Origin of the sequence: Streptomyces albipurpureus (assembly GCF_023701525.1) — a bacterium.
GTDB classification, from domain to species: domain Bacteria; phylum Actinomycetota; class Actinomycetes; order Streptomycetales; family Streptomycetaceae; genus Streptomyces; species Streptomyces albipurpureus.
The window spans coordinates 476223-500282 of sequence record NZ_JAMQAW010000010.1; the positions used below are offsets into that span (position 1 = coordinate 476223).

The window sequence follows — 24060 nt, forward strand, 5'->3', positions numbered from 1 at the left end:
TCAGACCGGGGGCAACCATTGCCCCATGTCGCGGGTCAATCATGCGTACCAACGGCCTCACCCGTGCACTGCAAAGCTCCGGAAGGCCTACCAGACTCGTGCCGCGTCCACGCGGCCCTCAGACATCGCCGAGGTCTTCATGAAGCTCCGCCGCGCTATGGCCATCGCTGCCGCGACCGCCGTCATAGCCCCCGCAACCTTCCTGGCCGCCCCGGCCGCATACGCCGAGCCGAGCCCGTCGTCGAGCGCCTCCGAGACCACGATCGAAAGCCCCTCGTCGAGCGCCTCCGAGAGCACCATCGAAAGCCCCTCGTCGAGCGCCTCCGAGAGCGTCTCCGAAGGCCCGTCCAACAGCGCCTCTGAAAGCGTCTCCGAAGACCCGTCCAACAGCGCCTCCGAGAGCGCCAGCGAAAGCCCGTCCGCCAGCAACACCCCGCCGGTGAAGCCGTCCCCGAGCGCCTCCGAGTCGGAGGAGCCCCCGGCTGAGTGCAACGACTCCGCGGTCGACGTCTCGATCTCCGGTCTCCCCGGCAAGATCGCGGCGGGCAGCGGCTGGCACAAGTTCTCCATGAACGTGCACAACACGTCGGACACCACCCTGAACGACCTGGCCTACTTCGCCGGGGCAGCGGGCGACGAGCTGGGCGAGGATCTCTTCACGAAGAAGCACGTCGAGCTTCAGGCCTACGACCCCGACACCAAGACCTGGGAGGGCCTGGAGGGCCCCGAGGGTGAGGCAGTCGGCTTCGTCGGTTGGAGCGATGAGCTGAAGCCTGACTACGAGGTCACCCTGCCGCTGCGGATCAACGTCAAGGCCGCCGCGCCGGTCGGTGCCGGCTTCTCGCTCGGCGCGAGCCTCTACTCCAGCGGTGACGGTGAGTGCGAGGGCTTCGGCGAGGTCGCCTACAAGTTCCAGATCGTGAAGGCGGGCACGGACACCGGCGGCTCCAAGCCGCAGGAGGGTGGCAAGGTCCCCGTCACCACGGAGAAGCCCTCCAAGGGCAGCAGCGGTGCCGTGGTTGAGGGCAGCCTGGCAGAGACCGGTTCCAGCTCCATCGTCCCGACCATCGGCATCATCGGTGGTATCGCGGTCGTCGCCGGTGCCGGTGTCGTCTTCACGATGAAGCGTCGCCGCGCGAACGGCGCCACCGCGTAACCGGTAACCCGGAACCCAGAGACACGGAGAGGTCGCTGCGCTTGGAGGGGGGCGCAGCGGCCTCTCCGTGTGTCCGGACGCGGGCGTTGCGGGGCGCGTAGGAGACGTAGGCGCTGCGGGCGGCGCGCGAACCGTGCGGGAGCCGCCCGTACACGATGCGTCAGAGCACGATGCGTCGGAGCACGATCCGCCCGCAGACGATCCGTCAGAACAGGATCCGCCCGCACCCGATCCCTCAGAACAAGACCGGGCTGGTCGCAATACCTCGCCGGCGGCTCAAGGCGAGGTGGCGGGTACCGCTGGGCCGCCGGCCCCGGAGGTCATCGGGGGTAGGGCTCCAGGGGCGAGTGCGGCACGGCAACCGCCTCAGCCCTCCCGATCCTCGGGGAGCCCCCGGTCTGCGAGAGGCCCCTTGGACCGCGGGATCGTCGGCATCCCCAGAAAGGGCAGCCGTAGTTCGCCGAACGCCCCTGCCGGCACCGCGGGCGACCTCGGGCGCACCGGAGCCACCCGGGTGTAGACCGCGCCCGGCACTGGACGCGGGTCCTCATCGCCCTTGTTCGGCCACATCGACATCGCCCGTTCCGCCTGGGCTGTGATCGTCAGCGACGGGTTGACACCCAGATTCGCGGTGACCGCGGCACCGTCCACCACCGATACCCCCGGGTGCCCGTACAGCCGGTGGTACGGATCGATCACCCCGGATTCGGCCGTTGCGCCGATCGGGCAGCCACCGAGGAAGTGGGCGGTCAGCGGAGTGCCCATCAGTTCACCGATGTTGGAGCCGGCGAAGCCGTTGATCTCCTTGGCGAGGAGGGACGCGGCACGGGTCGCCGCCGCGAGTTGGCCCGGGTTGGGAGCGCCATGGCCCTGGCGCGCGGTGAGCAGTCCCTTCCCCACGCCATGGGGCTTTCGATAGGTCGTGAGTGAATTGTCCAGGGACTGCATCACCAGTCCGATGATGGTCCGCTCCGACCAGCGCCGGTTGGAGAGCGAGCGGACAGCCCGTAGCGGATGCCGCGCCAGCTGACCGAGCCAGCCCAGCACCCGTGCCCGGGTTCGATACGGCACCTGAAGGATGGTCAGAGCGCCCATGGCGTTGGAGCCCCTGCCGTAGCGCACCGGCTCGATATGGGTGTGGGGGTCCGGGTGGATCGAAGAGGTGATGGCGACCCCGCGGGTGAAGTCCACCTGCCGGGCGCCATGGCGTCGGCGATAGCGCCGGTCGTCGGTCTGAGCGCCCACCAACGCCTCGGAGTTCGTACGGGTGAGTTCCCCGAGCCGCGCCGAGATTCTGGGCAGTCGTCCGGTGTCCTTCATCCGGTGGAGCAGGGTCTGGGTGCCATAGGTACCCGCCGCGACGATCACCCGAGACGCGGTGAACGTACGCCGGACCCCATGGCGCCGTTGGTCGCTCGGCGCGGTTGTGACGGCGAATCCGCCCTGCGGTTCCTCGGTGATGGTGAGTGCCGTCGTCATCGGGTGGACCACGGCACCGGCCCGTTCGGCGAGGTGGAGATAGTTCTCGTTGAGGGTGTTCTTGGCACCGTGCCGGCAGCCGGTCATGCACTCGCCGCACTCCCGACAGGCGCTGCGGGATGGGCCGGCGCCCCCGAAGTAGGGGTCGGGCACCTCGGTACCGGGAGCCGTCTTCGCCGTGCCGTCGGCATCCGCCCCATCGCCGAAGAACACTCCGACCGGCGCCAGGTGGAAGGTGTCGCCGACGCCCATCGCCTCGGCGGTCGCCCGGAGATGGACATCGGACGCGGTCATGGTCGGATTGATCCGGACGCCAAGCATCCGCCTCGCCTGGTCGTAGAAGGGCTTCAACTCCTGCTGCCAGTCGGTGATGTCCTTCCACTGCGGGTCCTGGAAGAAGGGCTCGGGCGGTACGTAGAGGGTGTTGGCGTAGTTCAGCGAGCCGCCACCCACCCCGGCGCCCGCCAGGACCATCACCTTGCCGAGCAGATGGATGCGCTGGATGCCGAAGAGGCCGAGCGCCGGGGCCCAGAGGAAGTTCCGCAGATCCCAGGAGTTCTTGGGCAGGGTCTCCCGGGTGAAGCGCCGGCCCGCCTCCAGCACACCGACCCGGTAGCCCTTCTCGGTGAGCCGCAGTGCCGAGACCGAGCCGCCGAAGCCCGAACCGATCACTATCACGTCGTAATCGTCTTCACCGCCGACGGGAGGGGACGATGGGCGTTTCCGGGCAGGGGGGACCTCGGGCATGGCTCTCCTCGGGCAGAAAGAGATGCTTGATACGGGTGGGTGGCGGCCCTCTTCAGAGCGCTGACCGGCGGTCAGCTCAGGCGCAGGGCCTTCAGTGCGCGCAGTGCGTGGCTCATCACGACCGCGTACTTCTCGTCATCCATGCCCAGCGAGGGTGCCAGCGGCAGCAGTCGTTGCTGGGCGACCGTCTGCGCCTGGGTGAACTTGAGAATCCCCTCCGAGCCGTGCCGCCGCCCCAGACCGGATTCCTTCATCCCGCCCATGGGGGACCGCACGCTTCCGTAGGTCGCCGCATACCCCTCGTTGATGCTGACCGTGCCGGTGCGCAGCCGGACGGCGAGCGCGTGGGCCCGCTTGCCGTCGCGGGTCCAGATACTGGCGTTCAGCCCGAACGCGGTGGCGTTGGCCGCCTCGATGACCTCGTCCTCGTCCGTGAACCGGTAGAGCGAGACCACGGGGCCGAAGGTCTCTTCGGCGCAGACGGCCATCGGCGGCTCGACCCCGTCCAGGATGGTCGGCTCGTAGAAGTAGGGGCCGATGTCGGGCCGGGCCACCCCGCCCGCGACCACGGTGGCGCCCTTCGCCACCGCGTCCTCGACGTGTTGGGTGACGGTCGCGAGTTGGCGTGCACCGGCGAGGGAGCCCATGTCGGCCCCGTACGCGAGCCCGTTGCCCAGCCGCATCGCCCGGGTGCGCTCCGCGAACCGCTCGATGAACCGGTCGGCGATCGAGTCATGGACATAGAGCCGCTCTATGGCCACGCAGAGCTGGCCGGCCGATGAGAAGCAGGACCGGACGGCTCCGGCGGCGGCCTGCTCGATGTCCGCGTCACGCAGCACCAGCATCGGGTTCTTGCCGCCGAGTTCGAGGGAGACTCCGATCAGCCGGGCCGCAGCGCCCTGGGCGACCTCACGTCCGGTCCGGGTGGAGCCGGTGAAGGAGACGTAGTCGGCGTGCCGAACGATCTCAGGGCCTACGACCGGGCCATCGCCGAGGACGACGGGGAAGACCTCAGCCGGCAGGCCCGCCTCGACGAGCAGATCGCGGGCCCACAGGGCGGTCAGCGCGGTCTCGGTGTCTGGTTTCATCACCACGGCGTTCCCCGCGACGAAGGCGGGGAGCGCGTCGCCGATGGAGAGTTCCAGCGGGTAGTTCCAGGGCGCGATCTGCCCGATGACCCCGCGCGGCTGACGGAACTCGGTGACCTTGGTCAGGACGGGAACCACCCCGGTGTGCCGGCGGGGGCGCAGATAGGCCATGGCCCTGCGGCCGTAGTGGCGGGCGGCGACCGCGACGGCCTGCACCTCCTCATGGGCGTGCAGACGTGCCTTGCCGGTCTCCAGCTGGATGAGGTCGAGCACCTCGGCCTGGCGCTCCAGGAGCAGGTCGTGGAAGCGCAGCAGTACGGCTGCCCGGGTGCGGATCGAGGTCGCGGCCCAGCTGGGCTGGGCCGCGCGGGCCCGGGTGAAGGCGAGGGCGACGTCCTCGGGGGTGGCTTCGGGCAGATCGGCCAGCTTGGCCCCGGTGAAGGGGCTGTGGTTGGCGGTACGCCGGGAGCCGATGACGCCACGGATGAGCTGGGCGACCACCTCGGGCGTGACCACGTCTTCGGCGGTGCGCGCACCGGCCGGTGCGGGGGCGGTGGGGTTGGTCCCGAGGGGTTTCGACTCCGTCATGAGGCCGAGGGTACGAGGCGCCGAACACTTTGGGTACCCACGGGTAACAGCTTTGCCCCCGTCCGGCCACCTCGCCAGCGTTCGCTGGCAGATAAGCCCTGATCAGCGGGTTACACCTGCTCGGGCGCCATGGTGAGGACAGGTGAACGGCTCGATCGTCCACTGTCCACCAGCGCCGTGGTGGCACCCGCGCCCCCGCTCCGCAGCCCTCATAGCTCCTGGATGCTCAGATGCCGGACCACCCGGTCGAACAGCTCGCTGCCTTCCTTCGCCGCCCAGCCGTCCGCGGGTCCGGAGACCCGTAGCCGCCAGTACACCTCGGCCGCGCCCTCGCCCGTGGTCACCATCCGCTCCTGCCAGCGCATCCGTGGCTTGTTGTCGCCGTAGGCGTTGGCCGGCAGATAGACGACGGTCGTGTCGAATGCCTTCTTCCCCTGCTGCTCGGCCGCCGTCACCGTCACCTTGGGCTCGTCGATCTCCGTGCCGTTCTCGCCGCCCTTTTCGTAGTGATCGCGCCAGGCGGCCTCGGACGGCGGTAGCTCCTTCTCCACCTTGGCGGTCTCCACCCGCTCCAGATAGATCTGGAAGACCCCGCTGGGGTCGTAGTAGACGACGCTGCTGCCCCGGATACTGCTGCCCTGGTTCTCCTCGACCCGCTTGTACTCGGACGGCACCGCCATGTTCGCGGCCACCACCTCGCGGTCGGAACGGACCTCCCAGCCCGCCGGCATCGCGTCATCCGCCCCGCCGAAGGGGTTGGCGATGACCAGGACGAGGGCGATCGCGGCTGCCAGCAGCCCGCCGCCGAGCCCGTACCGCGCGCCCTTGCTCTGCTGGAGCACCGGCGGCACCCAACGGTTTTCGCTGGTCCCCGGGGACTGCGGAACCCCCGGGTGCGACTGGGTGGGGTCATAGCTGATCTGCGGCGGCCGGGCCACGGTCTCCAACGTCCCCCGGATCTCCGCCGCATCGGGCCGCATGGCCGGATCCTTACGCAGCAGCCGCATCACCAGGGTGCCGAGCGCTCCCGAGCCACGGGCGGGCATCTGCGGCTCTGCGGAGAGCACGGCCTGGAGGGTGGCGGGGATGTGGGAGCGCCGGTAGGGGGACATCCCCTCCACCGCCGCGTACAGCACCACACCGAGCGACCAGAGGTCCGACTCGGGTCCCGGGCGCTGCCCCAGCACCCGCTCGGGTGCGATGAACTCGGGAGAGCCGACGAACGCCCCGGTCTCCGTCAGCCCCTGCTCGCCTTCGACCTGGGCGATGCCGAAATCCGTGAGGACAACGCGCTCGCCCCGCCCCAACAGGACGTTGTCCGGTTTGACATCGCGGTGCAGTACCCCGGCCTCATGGGCGGCCGCGAGGGCGCCGAGCACGGCGAGTCCGATCCGGGCGGCCTCCCGGACATCGAGGGTGCCCTCCTGGAGGCGAGCGGCGAGCGACTGTCCGTGCACCAGCTCCATGACGATCCACGGCTTGCCGTCCTCGATCACCACATCGTGCATGGTGACCACGGCGGGGTGCTCGATCCGGGCGGCGGCGCGGGCCTCGCGCTGCATCCGGAGGTAGACCTTCTCCCGCTCGCCGGCGTTCACATGGTCGGGTACCCGGGGCTCCTTGACCGCCACCTCACGGTCCACCACCTCGTCGTGCGCCCGCCAGACCGTGCCCATCCCGCCATGACCCAGCTTGCCGACGAGCCGATAGCGGCCACCGATCCGACGCCCCATGCCAGGCTCGCCCAGAGGTGCCTGGCCCGTCATCGGTAGGCCAGCGGGCTGCGGAGGCACCGGGGCGCTGGCGCCCGGGGGCGTGGTGGAGTACGGGGGCAGTGGCATACCGGCCGGTGGTGGCACCGGTGTGCCGGGGTACGGCGGAGCTGACCGCGGTGGGGTGGGCGGCGGTGTCTGCGGTGCGTGCGGTGGCCTGAGGTCGTAGCTGGTGGGCTCGTTCCCCTGGCCCCGGTTGTTCGTCATGGACACATCCTGGTCACTTTTCGGCCGCGGATGCTACTCACGTCCTCCAGCGGATGCAGACCCGTGACAGTCCTGGCGAAGGGACAACCGAGGAGGGCCAGGTCAGTTGGGGGGCTGCCAACTGCGCAGCATGATGTCGAACTGCCCGCTGGTCACCGACCAGTCTTCGGCCGGACCGGACATGTAGAGCGCGTACTCGGTGCCGTCGTCGCCGAAGTACATCTGGTCGATGGCGCGCCGAGGACCGGGGAAGGTCTCCCGCTCCGTCCAGCTGAACTCCCAGAGCGCGGCCTTCGCCCGATCCCGGAAGACATTGGGCTCCAGCCTCAGCCGCTGGTACTCAGGGAGCTTCTCCAGCACCTTCTCCAGGTCCACCAGATGGGCATGCGGATTCTCGTAGTCCGGTGCGGGGTCTATCCCGATGCGCAGGAGATGGCGGCCGTTGTCGGGTGTGTAGTCGATCTGGCCGCCCTTCACCCGTCGCTGCCAACCCTGCGGCACCAGCAGGCTGAAGCCCGCCGGGTCCGACACCCGACGCCAGCCCGCCGGCACCTCTTCGGAGCTCTGGGGCGTGTTGGAGACCGCGATGCGCGGGGCTGGATCAGAGGCAGCGGGGCTCGGGGAGGCAGCACCAGCGGCATCGGTGGACGCACCGGGCCCACCAGATGCGGAAGGCGCGGCGGACGCGGTGACCTGCGTCCCTCCCGCTGAGGCCGCGTGATCACCGGGGCGATCATCCTCACCCTTGAGGTAGGCGAAGCCCGCGACCCCGGCCCCGGTCCCCACGATCGCGGCGAGCACCGCAACGACCAGAGCGGTGCGCAGCCGTCCATCGCGCTGCTGAGGTGCCGGTGGGGCCGGCTGCGCGTACGGGGGATACGAAGCGGCCGGGGTCGGCGTGGCAGACGGCGCATAGGGGGGATAGGAAGCGGCAGGCGTCGGAGTGGCAGGCGTCGGCGTGGCAGACGGCGCGTTCGTCGGCGCGGGATAGAGCGGTGCGGGGTGGGCCGGTGCGGGTGGTGGGAGCTGCGGTTGCTGCTGTGACTGGGTCACCGTCCGGGTCGGTGACTGGGCGAACACCGCTGCGGGGTCCCGGCCCTCCAGCGCCGCCTGAAGCATCTGCTCGGCTTCCCGCGCCGATGGTCGGGCCAACGGGTCCTTCCGCAGCAGGGCCATGATCACGGGCCCCAGCGGGCCGGCCTGCCGGGGATAGGCCGGATCTTCGTCTATCACCGCCTGCATGGTCGTCAGCGCCGATGTGCGGCGAAACGGTGACAAGCCCTCCACCGCGGAGTAGAGCGTCGCGCCCAACGACCAGAGGTCGGACGCGGGTCCGGGGTCGGCTCCGCGTACCCGCTCGGGAGCCAGGTAGTCGATCGACCCGACGATCTCACCGGTCCTGGTGATCGTGGAGTCGCCCTCGATGGCGGCGATGCCGAAGTCGGTTATCAGCGCCCGCCCATCCGGTCCCAACAGGATGTTCGCCGGCTTCACATCCCGGTGGAGCACCCCGGCCCCATGGGCGGCGCCGAGCGCCCGAAGCACCTCAAGCCCGATCCGCGCCACCTCCGGGACCGGCATCCGTCCCTCTGGACCATGTTCCGTGATGGCATCGGCAAGTGAGGGTCCGTCAACGTACTGCATGACGATCCAGGGCCGACTGTCGTGGTCAAGCACATCATGGACGGTGACCACACCGGGATGGCTGATTCGAGCCGCGGCTCGTGCCTCTGTCTGGGTACGGGCATGCAGCACGCTGCGGTCCGCCTGGGAGACGAACATGCTCCCGGTGAGTTCCTTGATCGCAACGACGCGATGCAGCACCTCATCGTGTGCGCGCCACACCTGCCCCATACCGCCTCGGCCGATGACCTCCGCCAGCCGATAGCGCCCTGCGAGTACCTGACCTGTGCCGATGCTCTGAGAGTGCACAGCGTCACCGGTGTTGTGAGTGTTTTCCACAGTTCCCCCGACCCGTTCCTAAGAGGCCAGGTTACGGAAGAAGTGCGGCAGTGTGGACAGGCGGGTCACACCCAACTCAGCGTCTTGGCAAGGGCGTCCACCGAGCGAGGCACCGTCACCGGAGGGCCATGGCCCATCGAGGGGGTATCGCTGCACACTCCATCAGTTCTCAGCCAGCGGGACGGTAGCTGTCAGCGGCCTCTCGGTAGGCCTCGTTCACCTTGTCGCGCTGCTCCTCGGGACCGATCACCTGGACGACGTGATAGCGGCCCTTGTGGATCATCGCGAGATTGCGGACGAACACCTGACGGCCGTTGGAGTCCTCCCAGAAGTACTGCCCCTCGGCCATGACCCGCTGACCGACTTCGATCCGCCTCAGCCCGCTGGAGTCGGTCCAGGAAGAGTCGCGGAACGGCTGGAGCTCACGCTCCTTGTCCTGCTGGTACAGAAGCGGGTCATCGCCGTTGGCCTGCACGCTGTCCCGGCCGGGGACCACGATCAGGGTGAAGTCGCCGTTGCTGTAGCGGACCTGGCCGATGTCGTTGATGGGCCGGCGCTGCCAGCTCTTGTCCACGACCACCTGGAAGTCTTCGGAGTCCTTGCGCAGGACATGGCCGGCCGGGAGATCACCGGCGGTGGCGGAGGTCTGGGGCTGCTGGGAACGGGGACTGCCGGAAGGCTCCGGCGCCGTGGAGGCCTTCGTACCGCTCGGCTCCGGGCTCTGCCCGGAAGCACTCGGCTGCGGAGCGGTGCTGCCTGGTGGCGCGCCGCGATCCTGCTCATCGGCCTTCGGCAGGAAGAACAGGGCGTACGCGATGGCCCCGGCCAGCAGCAGGAATATGAGCAGGAGCAGCATCCGGCCGAGCGTCCGAGGGCCGCGCCGCTGCTTCTTCTGCTTCTTGTGGCGGTGGCGGCCGTGGACCATGTCCGAGTTGGTACGGCGCCGACGGACCAACTCACCACGGCGACGCAGGACGGGGAGCCTGCTGCTGTCCGGCTTCATCGGCGGTGCGGCCGGTATCTGGACCACATCCACTCCGGCCTCGGGCTCGGGCGCGGAGCGCACCAGCGAACGCAACCAGCCGCGGAGCTCTTCGAAGTCCGGCCGCTCGGTGGGGTCCTGACGCAGCAGGGATTCCACTACCGGGCGGAGCGGACCGCACTCCTCGGCATAGGCCGGCGGTTCGGAGCAGACCAGCTGAACGAGCTCGGCGGCGTTCTCCTCCGGGTAGGGGGCATGCCCCTGGACCGAGCGGTAGAGCAGCGCACCGAGCGCCCAGAGATCGGTGGCGGGGCCCACCGGCGCGGCCAGTTGCCAGTTCTCATGGACGGGGCCGGCCTGTTCGGGGGCCCAGCGCTCGGTGACGGGGCCCACGACGGCGATCCTGGCCTGGCGGGCGCGCTCGGCCGCGAGCGGGGTGGCGGGGCCCCGGTGGACGGGTGCGTCGGCACCAGCGCGGACCTCGTCCCAGCCCACCGGGGCCGGCGGGGCCACGGCGGGGACGGACTGCCGCTGAGCGTCGGCGCGCAGCGCCTCATGGCCTGCTCCCCCGCTGTCCCAACCCCCGGTGGCCGGCCGGGCGGGGGTGCTGGGCGTACGAGGTGCGGGCAGGGCACGGGCAGTCGAGCCCGCGTCGGAACCATGGCCGCCGCCGTGCCCCCGGCCGTCGCCCGCTGCCTGGCCTGGGGCGCTCTGCGCCGTGCCCTGGGCGGGGAACTCCTCGGGGGGCAGCTGCCGGACGCCGTAGGGGTCGCTGTCGCGATGGGGGTTGTGGCGTGGTTCAAAGCCGCCGCCGGCGGGCAGCGGCGGCGGGCCGTCCTGTCCGGGGAAGGCGTTGTCCTGCCAGCTGCCGATGAGACGGACCTGCCCGGGGCCGCCCGTGCCGTACCCATCGCGGTCATCACCGTACGGGGCGTCGCCAAGGGAGTCGTCGTGGTCGCCCGCGTCGGTGTCGTCCGGATGGCGCTGGGTGAAGCCGGGGACGGGCTCGCCCGGCTTCCGCGCCCACCAGTCGGGGTCATTGCCCGTCTGCACCGGAGGGCCCCCGCGCTGCTGCTCCTCCGAGATGCGGGCGGCTGCCCGCGCACCCGCGCGGTAGGCGGCTATCGCACCGGCCCGGGCCGCCCGGGCGTCTGGCAGCCCACCCGCCGGGCCGGGTTCGGTCCTCGGCGCATAGGGACGCACCAGGCCGGGGTCAGGAGCCATCTCATGGGCGTCCGACCGGCCGACGGGGCGGACCTCGCCGTGCGCGCCGTACTCGCCGTATCCAGCGAGACCGTCCTGGCCGCTGCGACCGCCCTGGTCTTCGCTGTCGTCGCCGTCGTAGCCACTGCCGTGGCCGCCGTCATAGCCGCCGGACTGGTCGTATCCGCCGTACGTCCCGTCGCCACCGACGGTGCCGTAGCCATCCTGGTCGGCGTGGTCGTCAGCGCCCGGGCGGCCTATGTGGTCGACGTACCCGGTGTACCCGGTGTATTCGCCGGGGTCCGGGTACGGAAGGCGCTCGGAGCTCTCGATGGCCTCGACGGGTTCACCGGGCTCGCCCTCTTCGTCGTGGCCGTAGTCGTCGTGGCTGTCATGGCCCTCGTGGTCTTCGTGGTCCTCGTAGGCGTCAGCGGACTCCAGGGCCAGTTGCTCCGGCAGCTCCTGGGGCACCGGCGAGTAGCCGCAGAGCGCCTCCTCTGCGGCTCCGGCCGCAAGCCCGGTGAGCACCACCCGACCGTCTTCGCAGACCAGCACCGTGCGGACGGTGATGTTCCGGTGGGTCCAGCCGTGCGCGTGCAGGACCATCAGGGCGGTCAGTACATCGGATGCGACCTCGGCCGCTCGATAGGGGCTGAGGGGCCTTTCCGCGAGCAGGGCCGCCAGCGGCCGGGCGGCAACGCGCTCGCTCACTATCCACAGGGAGCCGGCTTCGGCAAAGACATCGAAGACCTGGTCCAGGCGCGGGTGATCGGGGATCTGCGCGGCGGCCTGCGCCGCCTCCATGGCCCGCAGCACCGAGGGATCAGCGGGGCTGCGGGCGGCCCGACCCGGGACGCCCCGGCGGGAGGCGGGGGCGCCCAAGGAGCCGTCGGCATCGACGACCTCGGCCTCCACGATCTCCGGCAGCGGTACCTGACGGACCAGGACCTCCTGCCCGCTGTAGGTGTCAAACGCCCGCGTTTCCGCTAGCTCGTACTCATCCGACGGCAGGAGGGGCAGGCGATACCGGTCGGCGAGCACCCTGCCCGCGTACTCGTCCATGTCGCCTCCCCGCAAGCATGCCGCACTGTCTTCGGCTGTCCTTCAACGTGCTTCCGGGAACTGCGACCAAACCCCGGATCCGTCAGATGGTCAATACCCGTCAATTCCGGTCATTCAACGGGATATTACGGCTGCGTACCGTCCGTGCATTCTCACGATACGTGTCCTGGCTCAGTCCTTGGGGGCGAATGTGGCGAACGCCGTCTTACGGAGCGTGTCGCACTCGGCACCGTCCCACTCGTCCTTCTTGCAGGTGATCATGATGGAGTAGCCGTGCGTGGCATCCACCCTGAAACCACGGTTGAGGATACGAACCCGCTCCCCCTTCTGGTTCCGTTCAAACTCCCAGTCGGCGACGGTCGGATAGCCGTTGTACTCGACCGGCTTTATGCCCAGGTGCTTGTAGCCGCTGCTCGTGGCACTGACGATCGCGACCGCGGCGGTCCAGGCAGCGGCGGCGTCGGCCTTGGGGCTGCTGTTGAAGTCGACCTGAAGCTGGGGGAATCCACCGTCCGTGCTGAATATCGCCCCTGAGTTCCTTCCCGCGGTGCCCGTGCGCTTAAAGCCCTTGGGCATGGCGATGGTGAACTTGAACTGGTCGTTGGAGACCTTGGCGTATCCAGCGGGGATGCCGTTGTCCACCGGGGCCGGTGGGGTGGTCTTCGCGGAGGGCTTGGCGCTGCTGCCCTTGTCCGCGGGGCTCTGGCTGTTGCCCTTGGGCTGATCCTTGCCGTCGGTACCCGGCGTCTCCTTCGAGCCCGCGTCGGGGGCCTTCTTGTCCTCGCCTCCGGTGGCTCCGGCTGAGGTACTGGTGTCCTGCTTGCCCTGGTTGTTCTCGCTGTCATCGTCGCCGCCGACGATCGCGTACACCACACCGGCGATCACGGCGAGCGCCACCACCACAGCGATGATCACCAGGGTCCGACGGGGGACGACATCGGTGAGCGAGGCCCGCCCCGCGCCGGCCCGCCGCACCGGCGGGGTGGACGGCTTCGGCGGCTGGGTCGCCGCGGTCTGCTGCTCGGGGGCGGCGGTCTCCGGCTTCACCGCGGCGGCCGCGGCGCTCCTGACCGCCTGGAGCGCTCCGCGCATCCGCTCGGCCGCCGGCTCGGAGGGCTTGGGCGGCGTCGGCTGCGCGGAGGGGGGCGGCGGCACCGATGGAAGAGCCATCGCGCGGGTCGAGTCCTGCGGCGGCTCGGGCACCGGCTCCGGCGCGTACAACACCTTGGTGAGCAGGGCTCGCGCGCCTGCGTCGTCAAGGCGCTGCTCCGGGTCCTTGGCCAGCAGACCGTAGATGACCTCACCCAGCGGGCCCGCGTTCTTCGGTGGGTCCAGCGGCTCGGTCATCACGGCGGTCAGCGTCGCGATCGCCGAGCCCTTGTCGTACGGGGGGCAGCCTTCGACGCTCGCGTAGATCAGTCCACCGAGCGACCAGAGGTCGGCTGCCGGGCCCGGCCGATGACCGCGCGCGCGTTCCGGCGAGATGTAGGAGGGCGCGCCGACGAGCATTCCGGTGGAGGTGATCGAGGGGTCGCCCTCCACCTGTGCGATACCGAAGTCCGTGAGCACCACGCGGCCGTCCTCGGCGATCAGCACATTGGACGGCTTCACATCCCGGTGCAGAATGCCTTCGCGGTGTGCGGAACGCAGAACGTCAAGGATGGCGAGTCCGACCTCGGCGGCCCGGCGCGGGGTCAGAGTGCCGTCCTCACGCACCGCTTCGGCGAGGGACTTGCCCTCGACCAACTCCATCACGATCCAGGGCCGGTCGTCCTCTTCGACGACGTCGTAGACCGTCACCGCGTTGTTGTTGCGGATACGGGCGATGGCCTTGGCCTCGCGGAGGGTGCGGGTGATCAGCCGGCGCTTCTCCTCCTCGTCGATGCTGTTGGGGAAGCGCAGTTCCTTCACCGCGACGGTACGGCCAAGGGTCTCGTCCTCGGCCCGCCAGACCGTGCCCATGCCACCGCGTCCCAGCACCCCTCCGAGGCGGTACCGCCCGGCGAGCAGCCGTCCTTCGGAGTCCTGCCGACCCGAGCCCGGTGCGGAGTCCCGGCCGGAACCCGCCCGGCCGGACCGTCCACCCGGCGCGGCAGCTTCCCTTTCGGGCTTCTCATCCTGTCCTGGCTGCCCACCCGACGCGGATCCAACGGCCTTGGCCGCTGCCCCGCCCGCCGCCGCTGCCCCGCTCTTGGTTGCCGTTGCACCCTCGACCGGCTGGCCATCCCTCGCCTCAGCCCCGTCATCCATGACCGAGGCCCCATCCGTGACCAAAGCTCCGCCGTCCTCGGCCGAGATCCTGTTCTTGGCCAGGGCTACGCCCTTGGCCGGTGACTCGCTCTTTGCCAACGCCGCATCATTTCCGGGCTCATCGGTCCGCTCAGCGGTCATGACGCCCGCGTGTCCGGACCCACCATGGTCAGCTGCCCCGCTCCGACCGGCTACCGCTGTCTCATTCCGCTCGGACGCCAGCGGGGAACCGCTCGCGGCCTCCCGCTCATCGGGGGTGGTTGTGGCGGGCTTCTGCCCCGTCGACTGCCGCGGCACCCGTGCGGACTCCGCCGAACCGGCGGCTACCTGCGAGGGCTTGACACCGGCCGCTGACTCAGCGGCCGGTCCGGGCTGCGGAACGACCGCGTCCGTGACTCCTTGGACAGCGCTGTCGGCTGGGCCGGTCCCACGCTTCCCCGTCGACGACACATCAGCTTCCACTTCCGCACCGGCCTTGGCGCCAGAGCCCGTAACCACATCGGGGTCGGCCGCTTCCCTGCCCGGCGCATCGCCCGCGGTCTTCGCTTCCGGCCGCGCATCAGACCCCGTGCCGGAACCGCCGCCCAGCAGCTCTCGCGGATCCGTGGTGTTGGTCGCCCCCGACGCCGCGTCCCCCCGCTCGCTGGAACCGCTGTCCGAACGCCCCGACGCACCCTGCACCTGGGTGGACGTCTGGGGCTCCTTCGGCTTGTCCCGCTGGGGCTTTCGCGACTGTTCCGCCTCCGACATGCGTCCCCTCTGCGATCCCTGATCTTCGCCCGCGCCTGCCGCTCCCGCGCGATGCGGTAACACGCCCTGGCAGAGGCACCATTGTCCCTCACTCCGGGCTGGGCGTCTCTCCCGGGTCCGCGGAGCACCGGCGCGCAACCCGAACTCGGAGCCACCCGCAGGTTCAACGCTCAACCCATGTCCCAGGGTTCGGACGGTTGCGTCACTGACTCCGCGCGGACCGGGATCGCCGGAACAACAGGATCACAAAGGGGGCGCAATCACAAGGGCACGATGTCCGGCGCCCCCAACCTCGCCGCGTCAGCCGTCAGATCGTCCGGCTGCCGCTGCGATTCCCGCTCCGCCTCAACCCTCTTCTCGTAGTGGGCGACTTCCTTGTCTATCTGCCCCTTGTTCCACCCCAGGACCGATGCCATCAACTCGGCGCACTCACGCGCGCTGCGCATCCCCCGGTCAAAGGTCTCGATGGAGATCCGCGTACGACGAGTGAGCACATCGTCCAGATGCCTGGCCCCTTCGGAGGAGGCGGCGTAGACGATCTCTGCGCGCAGATAGTCATCGGCACCGGTGAGCGGCTCTCCGAGGGAAGGGTCGTCGGCTACGAGGGCCAACACCTCCTCCGTCAATGAGCCGAACCTGTTGAGCAGATGCTCGATCCGGACCACATGGAGACCCGTGCGCGCGGCTATCCTGGCCCGCGCGTTCCACAGCGCGGTGTAGCCCTCGGCGCCGACCAGGGGCACGTTCTCGGTGACGCAGTCGGCGACCCGCTGGTCCAGGCCGTGCACCGCCGCGTCCACCGCGTCCTTGGCCATCACCCGGTACGTCGTGTACTTGCCGCCGGCGACCACGACGAGTCCGGGCACCGGATGGGCCACGGTGTGCTCACGGGAGAGCTTGCTGGTCGCGTCCGACTCCCCGGCGAGCAGCGGCCGGAGCCCGGCGTACACCCCTTCCACGTCATCGCGGGTCAGCGGCACGGCGAGCACCGAGTTGACGTGCTCCAGCAGGTAGTCGATATCGGCGCTGGAGGCGGCGGGATGCGCCTTGTCCAGATCCCAGTCCGTGTCCGTCGTACCGACGATCCAGTGACGGCCCCAGGGGATGACGAAGAGCACCGACTTCTCGGTGCGCAGGATCAGACCGGTGGCGGAGTGGATGCGGTCCTTGGGAACCACCAGGTGGATTCCCTTGGACGCGCGCACATGGAACTGTCCGCGCTCCCCGATCAGGGCCTGGGTGTCATCGGTCCACACTCCGGTGGCGTTGACGATCTGCTTGGCCCGGATCTCGTACTCCTCACCGGACTCGACGTCCTCCACCCGAGCGCCGACGACCCGCTCACCCTCACGGAGAAAGCCGATGACCCGCGCCCTGCTGGCGACCTGCGCCCCATAGCTGGCGGCCGTACGCACCAAGGTCGCCACATACCGGGCGTCGTCCATCTGAGCGTCGTAGTACTGCAACGCCCCGACCAGCGCGTCCTTGCGCAGACAGGGGGCGACTTGCAGCGCGTGACGGCGGGAGAGATGGCGATGGGTGGGCAGGCCCCGGCCATGCCCGGAAGAGATCGACATCGCGTCGTACAGCGCCACACCCGAACCGGCGTAGAGCCGCTCCCAGCCCTTGTGCTGCAACGGATAGAGGAAGGGCACCGGTTTCACCAGATGCGGCGCGAGGCGCTCCAGCAGCAGCCCCCGCTCCTTCAGCGCCTCGCGAACGAGGGCGAAGTCCAGCATCTCCAGATAGCGCAGGCCACCGTGGATGAGCTTGCTGGAGCGACTCGATGTGCCCGACGCCCAGTCACGGGCTTCGACGAGCCCGGTGGAGAGTCCTCTCGTCGCCGCGTCCAGCGCGGTGCCCGCACCGACCACGCCGGCGCCGACCACCAACACATCCAGCTCTCGCTCGGCCATGCCGGCGAGCGCTTGGAAACGCTCTTCAGGTCCCAGTCTCGCTGTCCTCACTGCGATTGCCTCCCGTCGCCCCCGCGTACCCCTGTCGGGGTCTTGTGGCCCCGCGGCCGGACCCCGCTCCGACCGTCTGCCCACGGACATCCGGTCCATGGGCCTGCCCGGCGGGGCGAGAACCCGTGCGGCCGGACGCCATACGCCCGGACCGGCCCGACCCACCGGGCCGGGACCCGCGCACCTGGCCGCCCAAGGCCCCGCGCACGGCCCACGGACCCATGGGCCCATGAGCGCCGGCCGCCGGGTCGAAGGTGCCCCGCGACCAGCCTCACAACATCGATTCTGTCCGCAGTCTCCGACTTCAGCCACCGGCTGTGGATAACACTCCGTCCACCACAGGCCGACAATGCGGCATATCGGTCATATTTACGCCTAGTCTGACATTGCGCACCGCCCGTTCTGCCCACAGGGCTTGCGTCAACGCTCCCCTCCGGTTATGGGAAGGACGGCCAACGCCATGCCCGCAGACCTCGCCGTCATCGGACTCGGACACCACGGCCTACCCCTCGCCCAGGCCGCCGTCGCCGCCGGGATCGAAACCATCGGCTACGACCCCGACCCACGGCATCTCACCGAGCCGGCGGCGGGCCGCACCCCCGCCGATATCCGCAGAATGCTCTCCGGGGGCTTCAGAACCGTCACCGACCCCGCTGAACTGGGCCGGGTGCGCACCGCGGCCATCTGTGTGCCCACCCCACTCGGCGCCGACGGCGACCTCGATCTCAGCGCGCTCGGCGACGCCGCCCGAGCCCTCGCCTCCCGGCTGCGCCCCCACACCACCGTCCTGCTGGAATCCGCCGTTCAGCCCGGCACGACCGAGACATTCCTGCGCCAACTCCTCGAAGAGGGCTCAGGGCTACGCGCCGGCCGTGACTTCCACCTCGCGTACTCCCCCGGCCGAACCGACCCCGGCAGCCGCACCCACGACTACGCCAACACACCCAAGGTCATCGGCGGACTCACCCCCGCCTGCACCGAGTCCGCCGCCGCCTTCTACAGCCGGCTGACCGACAAGGTCGTACGCGCCCGAGGCCCGCGCGAGGCCGAGACCGTACAAGTCCTGGAAACCAACTTCCGACACGTCAACATCGCGCTCGCCAATGAGATGGCGGTGCTCTGCCATGACCTGGGAGTCGATCTGTGGGACGTCATCCGTTGCGCCGAGACCAAGCCGTACGGCTTCCTGGCGTTCCGCCCGGGCCCCGGTGTCGGCGGCCACGGCGTCCCGCTGGACCCCGGGACCCTGCCGCAGGCGGGACGCACCGCGGGCCGGCCGCTGCGCATGGTCGGCCTCGCCCAGGAGATCAACACGCGTATGCCGCAGTACGTCAGCCAGCGTTGCGCCACCCTGCTGAACGAACACGGAAAATCGGCCCGTGGTGCGCGCGTCCTGCTCCTCGGCGTCACCTACAAGCCCGATCTGGCCGACCTCCAGGGCTCCCCCGCCACCGAGATCGCCCGCCGGCTGATGGATCTGGGTGCCTCCGTCAGCTACCACGACCCCTATGTCCACGACTGGCGGGTACGGGAGCGACCCGTACCCCGCGCGGACTCGCTGTACGAGGCGGCCGCCGGCGCCGATCTGACCGTACTGCTCCAGCAGCACCGCACCTACGACCTCCAGGGCCTCGCGGTCAAGGCCCAACTGCTGCTGGACACCCGTGGAGCCACCCCGGTGGGCTCCGCGCACCGGCTCTGAGCCGTGGCGGGGACGCACAGCCGCCCTTGGGACACCTCTGCCCACCGGTCTTGGCACAGCAGAAAGCCCCAGCAGTAGGGCCCAGCACCCCCTGAGGATGCCGGGCCCTACCAACAGTCTGTTCGCGCCATGAAGCTCCCCGGGTGACTCACCCCGGGAAAGAGCTACCGCGGTATCCGGTGGCTGCCGTGATCGGCCTTCAAGAGGGCGCGACAGCTGGTCAGCGCTTGTGCTGCGCGTCCGCCACCGTCACCTCGACGCGCTGGAACTCCTTGAGCTCGCTGTAGCCCGTCGTCGCCATCGCGCGCCGCAGCGCCCCGAAGAAGTTCATCGAACCGTCCGGGATGTGCGAGGGCCCGGTGAGGACCTCCTCCGTGGTGCCCACGATGCCGAGATCCACGAGCTTGCCGCGCGGTACGTCCTCATGGACCGCTTCCATGCCCCAGTGGCGGCCACGGCCCGGCGCGTCCGTCGCACGGGCCAGCGGAGAGCCGATCATCACCGCGTCGGCACCACAGGCAATGGCCTTCGGCAGATCGCCGGACCAGCCCACTCCACCGTCCGCGATGACATGCACATAGCGGCCGCCGGACTCGTCCATGTAGTCCCGACGCGCCGCGGCGACATCGGCCACCGCCGTCGCCATCGGCACCTGGATGCCCAGGACGTTGCGGGTGGTGTGCGCGGCCCCGCCGCCGAAGCCGACCAGGACGCCGGCAGCGCCCGTACGCATCAGATGCAGCGCGGCCGTGTAGGTGGCGCAGCCACCGACGATGACCGGAACATCGAGCTCATAGATGAACTGCTTCAGGTTGAGCGGTTCGGCGGCGCCGGAGACATGCTCGGCGGAGACCGTCGTACCGCGGATGACGAAGATGTCCACACCCGCGTCAACGACGGCCTTCGAGAACTGCGCGGTCCGCTGCGGGGAGAGCGCCGCGGCCGTCACCACACCCGAATCGCGCACCTCCTTGATGCGCTGCCCGATCAGCTCTTCCTTGATCGGGGCTTCGTAGATCTCCTGGAGCCGACGGGTCGCGGTCTCGACCGGCAGTTCGGCGATCTCGTCGAGCAGCGACTGCGGGTCCTCGTACCGCGTCCACAGGCCCTCAAGGTTCAGTACGCCGAGGCCACCCATCTCGCCGATGCGGATCGCGGTGCTCGGGGAGACCACGGAGTCCATGGGAGCGGCGAGAAAAGGCAGCTCGAAGCGGTAGGCGTCGATCTGCCAGGCGATCGAGACCTCCTTCGGGTCGCGCGTGCGCCGACTCGGTACGACGGCGATGTCATCGAATGCGTACGCCCTACGACCGCGCTTGCCGCGCCCGATCTCGATCTCAGTCACCTTGTGTGGCCTTTCCCTCTACGTCTGCGCCTACCAGTATCCCCGACGCATACGACAGGGGCGGTTCCGGAGCTCGGACACCGCTGGCGGACCTTCGCCAACAGCCTCCGGCTGGGAATCGCCCCTGCGCGCGTAAGGGTTTCCTGCCTACTTCTTGCCGGTCTCTTCTTGCCGGTCTACTTCTTGCTGTAGTTCGGCGCCTCGACCGTCATCTGAATGTCATGGGGGTGGCTCTCTTTGAGCCCCGCCGAGGTGATTCGCACAAATCGACCGTTGTTCTGTAGCTCGGGTACCGTACGCCCGCCGACGTAGAACATCGACTGGCGCAGCCCGCCGACCAGCTGATGGACGACGGCCGAGAGCGGACCGCGATAGGGCACCTGGCCCTCGATGCCCTCGGGCACCAGCTTCTCGTCGGAGGCCACGCCCTCCTGGAAGTAGCGGTCCTTGGAGAAGGAACGCTGGTCACCACGGGTCTGCATGGCTCCGAGCGAGCCCATGCCCCGGTAGGACTTGAACTGCTTGCCGTTGATGAACAGCAGCTCACCCGGTGACTCTTCACACCCGGCGAGCAGCGAGCCGAGCATCACGGTGTCCGCGCCGGCGACCAGGGCCTTGGCGATATCGCCGGAGTACTGGAGACCACCGTCGCCGATCACCGGAACACCGGCTTCCTTGGCGGCGAGTGAGGCCTCGTAGATCGCCGTGACCTGCGGCACTCCAATGCCGGCGACCACCCGGGTGGTGCAGATGGAGCCCGGTCCCACACCGACCTTGATGCCGTCGACACCGGAGTCGATCAACGCCTGGGCGCCATCGCGGGTGGCGATGTTGCCACCGATGACATCCACGCCCGAGGCATTGGACTTGATCTTGGCGACCATGTCGCCGACCAGCCGGGAGTGGCCGTGGGCGGTGTCGACGACGATGAAGTCGACCCCCGCTTCGACCAGGGCCTGGGCCCGCTCGAAAGCATCTCCCGCAACACCGACGGCGGCACCGACGAGGAGGCGGCCTTCCTTGTCCTTGGCCGCCATGGGGTACTTCTCGGCCTTGACGAAGTCCTTGACGGTGATCAGGCCCTTGAGAACCCCGACCTCGTCGACCAGCGGCAGCTTCTCGATCTTGTGGCGGCGCAGCAGTTCCATGGCGTCAACGCCGGAGATCCCGACCTTGCCGGTGACCAGCGGCATGGGAGTCATGACCTCGCGCACCTGGCGGCTTCGGTCGGACTCGAAGGCCATGTCCCGGTTGGTGACGATGCCGAGCAGCTTGCCGGCCCGGTCCGTCACCGGCACACCGCTGATGCGGAACTTCGCACAGAGCCGGTCGGCATCGGCGAGCGTCGCGTCCGGGTGCACCGTAATCGGGTCGGTGACCATGCCGGACTCGGAACGCTTCACCAGATCGACCTGATTGGCTTGGTCAGCGATGGAGAGATTGCGGTGGAGGACACCCGCGCCGCCCTGCCTGGCCATGGCGATGGCCATCCGGGACTCCGTGACCTTATCCATCGCCGCCGAGAGCAGCGGGATGTTCACCCGCACGTTCTTCGAAAGATACGAGGCGGTGTCGATCTGGTCCGGGGCCATGTTGGACGAGCCCGGCAGCAGCAGTACATCGTCGTAGGTCAGCCCGAGTGTCGCGAATTTCTCGGGCACTCCGTCGACGTTGGTCATGACACCTTCCCCAAATGGCCTTGATCGGTGCGGATGTCCATGCTAACGGCCTGAAACACCGTCCCATTCCACGATCAAGATCACCCAGCCACTTTGTGCGTTCATACGTACGAACGACATCGTGTGAAGTCATACGGAAAGGGGGCCGTGATGACTCATTCCCAGGCTCTGCCGGGTGACCGGGTGGCGATGGTCACTCCGAAGCACCGGGATCGCACCCGCCCCGACACCTCGTACAGGCCGCCGTAGAGGAAGCGACACCGGCCGCGGGGATAGGAGCGACCGCGTGGGCAGGACGGGCCGTGCTGCGCAGCCGGGCGCAACCGCCGCGTTCGTCCCGGACGGTGGACATCGCCGGGCGGCGCGTCACCGAAGGGGCGACCTGGGACGCGGGTCCGGCTGAAGAGCCGGGCGACCACGAGCCGACCCGGGCGGATACAGGGCGCTGAGCTGCCCTGATCCCCCTAGATCGAACCTCGGAACGGCTTCTACTGCTCGGCCAGGGCGCGCAGCCGGCTGAGCGCTCGATGCTGCGCCACCCGTACCGCGCCGGGGGACATCCCCAGCATCTGGCCGGTCTCCTCAGCGGTCAGACCGACCGCGACCCGCAGCACCAGCAGCTCTCGCTGGTTCTCCGGAAGGTTGGCGAGCAGTCTCTTGGCCCACTCCGCGTCATCGCTGAGCAGGGCCCGCTCCTCGGGCCCCAGCGAGTCGTCGGGGCGCTCGGGCATCTCATCGGAGGGAACGGCCGTCGATCCCGGATGGCGCATGGCCGCCCGCTGCAGATCGGCGACCTTGTGCGAGGCGATCGCAAAAACAAACGCCTCAAAGGGTTTTCCGGTATCTCGATAGCGCGGCAAGGCCATCAACACCGCGACACAGACCTCTTGAGCGAGGTCCTCCACAAAGTGGCGCGCATCGCCGGGCAACCGGTTGAGCCGGGTGCGGCAATAGCGCAGCGCCAGCGGATGGACACGTGCGAGTAGATCGTGCGTGGCTTGCTCGTCTCCGTCGACAGCACGGTGAACGAGCGCGCCGATCACCGTGGTCTGGTCGTCACGCATCGGTCCATGGTGCCTTGGCGGCCGCTGATCCGTGGCACCGCGCCCCATGTTGTGCACCGAAGCGTTATGAGCAGGTGCGCCGGAACTCATTGCCTGCGCCCTCCCCTTCCGCTCGCTGGACTCGTCCCCGAGGAACTCCACACCTCAAGGATGCGGCATCGCGAGGGAAACGGGCGCCCGTGCGGGCCGTTTCCCCGCCCACCGTACGGCGGGCGGGGCTGTTCGCACCCCTCGGGCACCCCATGTCGAGGTCTAGCGGACCAGACCCCAGCGGAATCCGAGCGCCACCGCGTGCGCCCGGTCCGAGGCTCCCAGCTTCTTGAACAACCTGCGGGCGTGGGTCTTGACCGTGTCCTCCGAGAGGAACAGCTCGCGGCCGATCTCCGCGTTGGAGCGGCCGTGGCTCATGCCCTCAAGAACCTGGATCTCCCGCGCGGTGAGCGTGGGCGCGGCACCCATCTCGGCCGAGCGCAGCCGCCGCGGGGCGAGCCGCCAGGTCGGGTCGGCGAGCGCCTGGGTGACCGTGGCCCGCAGTTCAGCGCGCGAGGCGTCCTTGTGGAGATAGCCACGGGCCCCGGCGGCGACCGCGAGCGCGACCCCGTCGAGATCCTCGGCGACCGTGAGCATGATGATCCGGGCGCCGGGGTCAGCCGACAACAGACGGCGCACGGTCTCCACGCCGCCCAGACCGGGCATCCGAACATCCATCAGAATCAGGTCCGAGCGGTCCGCACCCCAGCGGCGAAGAACTTCCTCACCGTTGGCCGCGGTCGTCACACGCTCGACGCCGGGCACGGTCGCAACCGCGCGGCGGAGCGCCTCTCGGGCAAGCGGGGAGTCGTCGCAGACGAGGACGGAAGTCATGGCCGCCCTCCGCAGCTGATGCGCGTCACCTTGTGCCTCCAGGCTGGGTACGTTTCGTCACCTGTGCGGTTGAACGCACTCGGACATGTGCCCGAGCGCCTCTTCCTTCAACCGCCTCAGCCTTACCAACGATGGTCACTCGAAAGAGTTACGGGTCGGCCAGCCCTCTTCGGCACCCTATGTGAGGGGTCGC

General features: G+C 69.4%; 14 protein-coding genes. 2 read left to right on the forward strand and 12 right to left on the reverse strand.

Going from position 1 to position 24060, the window contains the following annotated elements; translation table 11 throughout:
- Nucleotides 1-87: 87 nt before the first annotated feature.
- Nucleotides 88-594, reverse strand: coding sequence for a hypothetical protein (locus NBG84_RS41100; protein WP_308312062.1), 507 nt, complete (start codon nt 592-594; stop codon nt 88-90).
- On the opposite strand from NBG84_RS41100, the gene NBG84_RS41105 reads away from it, so the two are divergent.
- Complete coding sequence (locus NBG84_RS41105; protein WP_308312063.1) at nt 569-1156, forward strand: LPXTG cell wall anchor domain-containing protein; 588 nt, start codon at nt 569-571, stop codon at nt 1154-1156. The genes NBG84_RS41100 and NBG84_RS41105 overlap by 26 nt on opposite strands.
- 366 nt (nt 1157-1522) lie before the next feature.
- Here the strand turns inward: NBG84_RS41105 and NBG84_RS14120 are convergent, their stop codons facing one another.
- The 7 genes from NBG84_RS14120 to NBG84_RS14150 all read right to left on the reverse strand — a co-directional run bounded on the left by NBG84_RS14120 (nt 1523) and on the right by NBG84_RS14150 (nt 17213).
- Nucleotides 1523-3382, reverse strand: coding sequence for a GMC family oxidoreductase N-terminal domain-containing protein (locus NBG84_RS14120; RefSeq protein ID WP_250919729.1), 1860 nt, complete (start codon nt 3380-3382; stop codon nt 1523-1525).
- Nucleotides 3383-3453: 71 nt separating this feature from the next.
- Nucleotides 3454-5058, reverse strand: coding sequence for a succinic semialdehyde dehydrogenase (locus NBG84_RS14125; protein ID WP_250919730.1), 1605 nt, complete (start codon nt 5056-5058; stop codon nt 3454-3456).
- Nucleotides 5059-5267: 209 nt separating this feature from the next.
- Nucleotides 5268-7037 carry a serine/threonine-protein kinase gene (locus tag NBG84_RS14130; protein WP_250919731.1) on the reverse strand — a complete coding sequence of 590 codons (1770 nt, stop codon included), beginning with the start codon at nt 7035-7037 and terminating at the stop codon, nt 5268-5270.
- A gap of 102 nt (nt 7038-7139) precedes the next feature.
- The gene (locus tag NBG84_RS14135) at nt 7140-8969 is read right to left on the reverse strand and encodes a serine/threonine-protein kinase (protein WP_308312064.1); all 1830 of its coding nucleotides are present in this window, start codon (nt 8967-8969) and stop codon (nt 7140-7142) included.
- A gap of 199 nt (nt 8970-9168) precedes the next feature.
- Entirely contained in the window at nt 9169-12246 is a 3078-nt protein-coding gene (locus NBG84_RS14140; protein ID WP_250919732.1) for a protein kinase, read from the reverse strand.
- A gap of 171 nt (nt 12247-12417) precedes the next feature.
- Complete coding sequence (locus NBG84_RS14145; protein WP_250919733.1) at nt 12418-15246, reverse strand: protein kinase domain-containing protein; 2829 nt, start codon at nt 15244-15246, stop codon at nt 12418-12420.
- A gap of 260 nt (nt 15247-15506) precedes the next feature.
- Nucleotides 15507-17213, reverse strand: a complete 1707-nt coding sequence (locus NBG84_RS14150; RefSeq protein WP_250919734.1) for a glycerol-3-phosphate dehydrogenase/oxidase — start codon at nt 17211-17213, stop codon at nt 15507-15509.
- A 460-nt stretch (nt 17214-17673) separates the two neighbouring features.
- Between NBG84_RS14150 and NBG84_RS14155 the strand changes: the two genes are divergently transcribed.
- Complete coding sequence (locus tag NBG84_RS14155; protein WP_250919735.1) at nt 17674-18915, forward strand: nucleotide sugar dehydrogenase; 1242 nt, start codon at nt 17674-17676, stop codon at nt 18913-18915.
- 220 nt (nt 18916-19135) lie between these two features.
- On the opposite strand, the gene NBG84_RS14160 is transcribed toward NBG84_RS14155, so the two are convergent.
- The 4 genes from NBG84_RS14160 to NBG84_RS14175 form a co-directional block, all read right to left on the reverse strand.
- Nucleotides 19136-20260, reverse strand: coding sequence for a GuaB3 family IMP dehydrogenase-related protein (locus NBG84_RS14160; RefSeq protein ID WP_250919736.1), 1125 nt, complete (start codon nt 20258-20260; stop codon nt 19136-19138).
- A 176-nt stretch (nt 20261-20436) separates the two neighbouring features.
- The gene (gene guaB / locus NBG84_RS14165; protein WP_250919737.1) at nt 20437-21939 is read right to left on the reverse strand and encodes an IMP dehydrogenase; all 1503 of its coding nucleotides are present in this window, start codon (nt 21937-21939) and stop codon (nt 20437-20439) included.
- Between the two features lie 488 nt (nt 21940-22427).
- Nucleotides 22428-23003 (reverse strand): sigma-70 family RNA polymerase sigma factor, encoded by a 576-nt coding sequence (locus NBG84_RS14170; RefSeq protein ID WP_250919738.1) that lies wholly within the window; start codon nt 23001-23003, stop codon nt 22428-22430.
- 252 nt (nt 23004-23255) lie between these two features.
- A complete protein-coding gene (locus NBG84_RS14175; RefSeq protein WP_003948568.1) occupies nt 23256-23867 on the reverse strand; it encodes a response regulator transcription factor in 612 nt (203 codons plus the stop codon).
- Between the last annotated feature and the right edge of the window lie 193 nt (nt 23868-24060).

Bases quoted from the DNA above. Each gene is read 5' to 3' on its own strand.
- NBG84_RS14170 (WP_250919738.1), bottom strand. From the start codon at position 23,003: ATGCGTGACGACCAGACCACGGTGATCGGCGCGCTCGTTCACCGTGCT.
- NBG84_RS14125 (WP_250919730.1), bottom strand. From the start codon at position 5,058: ATGACGGAGTCGAAACCCCTCGGGACCAACCCCACCGCCCCCGCACCG.
- NBG84_RS14145 (WP_250919733.1), bottom strand. From the start codon at position 15,246: ATGTCGGAGGCGGAACAGTCGCGAAAGCCCCAGCGGGACAAGCCGAAG.
- NBG84_RS41105 (WP_308312063.1), top strand. From the start codon at position 569: ATGAACGTGCACAACACGTCGGACACCACCCTGAACGACCTGGCCTAC.
- NBG84_RS14140 (WP_250919732.1), bottom strand. From the start codon at position 12,246: ATGGACGAGTACGCGGGCAGGGTGCTCGCCGACCGGTATCGCCTGCCC.
- NBG84_RS14175 (WP_003948568.1), bottom strand. From the start codon at position 23,867: ATGACTTCCGTCCTCGTCTGCGACGACTCCCCGCTTGCCCGAGAGGCG.
- NBG84_RS14120 (WP_250919729.1), bottom strand. From the start codon at position 3,382: ATGCCCGAGGTCCCCCCTGCCCGGAAACGCCCATCGTCCCCTCCCGTC.
- NBG84_RS14155 (WP_250919735.1), top strand. From the start codon at position 17,674: ATGCCCGCAGACCTCGCCGTCATCGGACTCGGACACCACGGCCTACCC.
- guaB (WP_250919737.1), bottom strand. From the start codon at position 21,939: ATGACCAACGTCGACGGAGTGCCCGAGAAATTCGCGACACTCGGGCTG.
- NBG84_RS14130 (WP_250919731.1), bottom strand. From the start codon at position 7,037: ATGACGAACAACCGGGGCCAGGGGAACGAGCCCACCAGCTACGACCTC.